Origin of the sequence: Streptomyces sp. SID12501, from assembly GCF_010550245.1 — a bacterium.
In the GTDB taxonomy this organism is placed as follows: Bacteria; Actinomycetota; Actinomycetes; order Streptomycetales; family Streptomycetaceae; genus Streptomyces.
Window position 1 is genome coordinate 1 of sequence record NZ_JAAGLU010000752.1, and the last position, 426, is coordinate 426.

Here is a 426-nt window from a genome sequence, read left to right on the forward strand (position 1 = left end):
CTCGAGGCGCCGCACGAGGTACGCGATCGCGACGTCGAACTCCCGGGGTGCGACCACCGGGGTGTAGAGCAGCAGCCCGCCGACGTCGCGGCGCACGGCCTCGGCCTGGCCGGGCGCCATGCCCAGCAGCATCTCGACCTCGACGCCGTGCCGCACGCCGCGCTCGCCCGCGAGCAGCCACGCGTGCGCGACGTCGAACAGGTTGTGGCCCGCGACCCCCAGCCGGACGTTCGCGATCCGCTCGGGCGTCAGCGCCCAGTCGAGCACGCGCTTGTAGTGCGCGTCGGTCTCCTGCTTGCTGCCCCACGTGGCCAGCGGCCAGCCGTGCACCTCGGCCTCGACGCGCTCCATCGGCAGGTTCGCGCCCTTGACGAGCCGGACCTTGATGCCGGCGCCGCCCGCGGCCCGGCGCCGTGCGGCCCAGTC

Annotated in this window: 1 protein-coding gene; it reads right to left on the reverse strand. The window is 75.4% G+C overall.

Annotation, left to right across the window (positions count from 1 at the left end; genetic code table 11):
* The coding region (locus G3I71_RS48285; protein WP_203733201.1) for a proline dehydrogenase family protein at nt 1-426 on the reverse strand (426 nt) is incomplete at both ends.